Raw genomic sequence first — 2,041 nt, 5'->3', positions numbered from 1 at the left:
GGGGGTGCCGGGACTCCCCCCCCCCCACCGGGGCCCCGGCGCCCCCCGCCACCCCCCGCGGGACCGGGCCCCGGAGTTCGACGCCGCGGCCGTCCGCACGATGTGCCGGGAGGACCCGGCACTCGGCAACGCCGTCGCCCAGTGGGTCGGCGAGGTCCTGGCCCACCGCCTCCGTTCCTCCAGGACCCGGCTGCTCGACCTGTACGCCCCCTACGGCGCCGGAAGCCTCGTCTGACCTGGAGGGCGGCGAGCACCTCACGAGGTGATGCCTCCGTGCGCCGGATCGGTGGCGGCTCCGCCCGATCGGTCCAGCGCCACGGAATTGGCCTTGGCCGGCAGGCGTGGCCGGCGTCTAGCGTCGGCGCATGCGGATTCGTATCGTCGACGCCTTCACCGACCGCCCCTTCGCCGGCAACCCGGCCGGGGTCCTGCTCCTCGACACCTTCCCGGACGACGACTGGCTCCAGAACGTCGCCATGGAGGTCAACCACGCCGAGACGGCGTTCGCGCACCGCCTGCCCGAGGGCGGTTCCGCGGACTGGGCGCTGCGCTGGTTCACACCCGTCGCCGAGGTCGCGATGTGCGGGCACGCCACCCTCGCCACTGCCCACGTCCTGCACGCCACCGGGGCCCACGAGGGCCCGGTGCGGTTCGCCACCCGCAGCGGGGTGCTGATCGCCACGCCCGCCGAGGACGGCTCGATCACGCTGGACTTCCCCACCGCCCCGCTCACCCCGGTCCAGGTCCCGGACGGCGTCGCCGAGGCCCTCGGCGCGGAGCCGGCCGCGGCCTTCGACACCGGGCCGAACGTGGGCGACCTGCTGCTGGAACTCGTCGACGAGAAGACCGTCCTCGGGCTCGCCCCGGACCACAGGGCCCTGGCCGCCTACTCCGCGCGCGGCGTCATCGCCACCGCCCGCGCGGCGGACCCGGCCCGGGGGTACGACTTCGTCTCGCGCTGCTTCTTCCCGAACGTCGGCATCGACGAGGACCCGGTCACGGGCAGCGCCCACACCGCCCTGGCCCCCTTCTGGTCCGAGCGTCTGGGCAACCCCGACCTCACCGGTCTGCAGGCCTCCCGGCGCTCGGGTCTCGTCCGCACGGGGCTGCGCGGCGACCGGACGCTGCTCACCGGCCGGGCGGTCACCGTGATCGAGGGCGAGCTGTTCACGCCGTCGGCAGCCAGTCCACCTTCCCGGCCAGCAGCGCGTAGCCCACGAAGGCACCGATGTCGAGCAGCGAGTGCGCCACCACCAGGGGGCCGACCCGGCCCCAGCGCCGGTACAGACAGACGAACACCACGCCCATGACCATGTTGCCGACGAAGCCGCCGATGCCCTGGTACAGGTGGTACGAGCCGCGCAGCACGGAACTGGCCACCAGCGCGGTGCCCGGGGTCCAGCCCAACTGGCCGAGCCTGCGCAGCAGATAGCCGACCACGATCACCTCTTCGAGAATCGCGTTCTGCATCGCCGACAGGATCAGTACGGGGTACTTCCACCACACGTCGGGCAGGGCCTCGGGCACGACGGTGAGGTTGAAGCCGAGGCCCCGGGCGGCCAGGTAGAAGGCGATTCCGGTGCTGCCGATCACGGCCGCGATCCCGGCTCCGCGCCCCAGGTCGGACCAGGGGCGGGTGCGGTCGAAGCCGAGCGTGCGCAGGCTCTCGCCCTCACGCATCAGGAAGTGCGCGACGAGCAGGACGGGGATGAGAGCCGTCGCGATGCCGAACATCTGCCAGGCGAGATCGAGCCAGGGGCGGCCCGGCGCGGCCGAGGCGTTGAGCGTGGCCGCCTGGTCCTTGAGGCCGCCCGGCTTCGTGACCGACCCCACGAAGCTGATGAAGGCGGACACTCCGCTCGCGCCCAGCGAGAGCCCGAGAACGAGCAGCGTCTCGTCCCGGAAGATCCGCCGCGAGGGCCGCTCCAGCGGAAAGGAATCGGCCACCGGGTCCGCCTCCACCTGCACACCTGCCTTCAGTCGACTCACGGGGCATCACCGCCGTGGGACGTCACAGCTTGCCCGATCGGGACGAGACGGG

Annotated in this window: 1 protein-coding gene and 2 pseudogenes; 2 read left to right on the top strand and 1 reads right to left on the bottom strand. The window is 73.1% G+C overall.

The window, feature by feature from the left end; all coding sequences use genetic code 11:
• Both ACFW2E_RS37715 and ACFW2E_RS37710 read left to right on the top strand, forming a co-directional pair.
• A pseudogene (locus tag ACFW2E_RS37715) lies at positions 1-235 on the top strand (hypothetical protein); the annotation flags it as partial.
• A 130-nt stretch (positions 236-365) separates the two neighbouring features.
• Positions 366-1,166: pseudogene (locus ACFW2E_RS37710) on the top strand (PhzF family phenazine biosynthesis protein); the annotation flags it as partial.
• A gap of 1 nt (position 1,167) precedes the next feature.
• On the opposite strand, the gene ACFW2E_RS37705 reads toward ACFW2E_RS37710, so the two are convergent.
• Entirely contained in the window at positions 1,168-1,968 is an 801-nt protein-coding gene (locus ACFW2E_RS37705) for a CPBP family intramembrane glutamic endopeptidase (RefSeq protein ID WP_384473814.1), read from the bottom strand.
• Positions 1,969-2,041: the final 73 nt, after the last annotated feature.

Origin of the sequence: Streptomyces sp. NPDC058964 (assembly GCF_042741275.1) — a bacterium.
Taxonomy (GTDB): Bacteria; Actinomycetota; Actinomycetes; order Streptomycetales; family Streptomycetaceae; genus Streptomyces.
The sequence above is the reverse complement of the archived record's forward strand: the minus strand, read 5'-3'. Positions and strand labels throughout refer to the sequence as shown.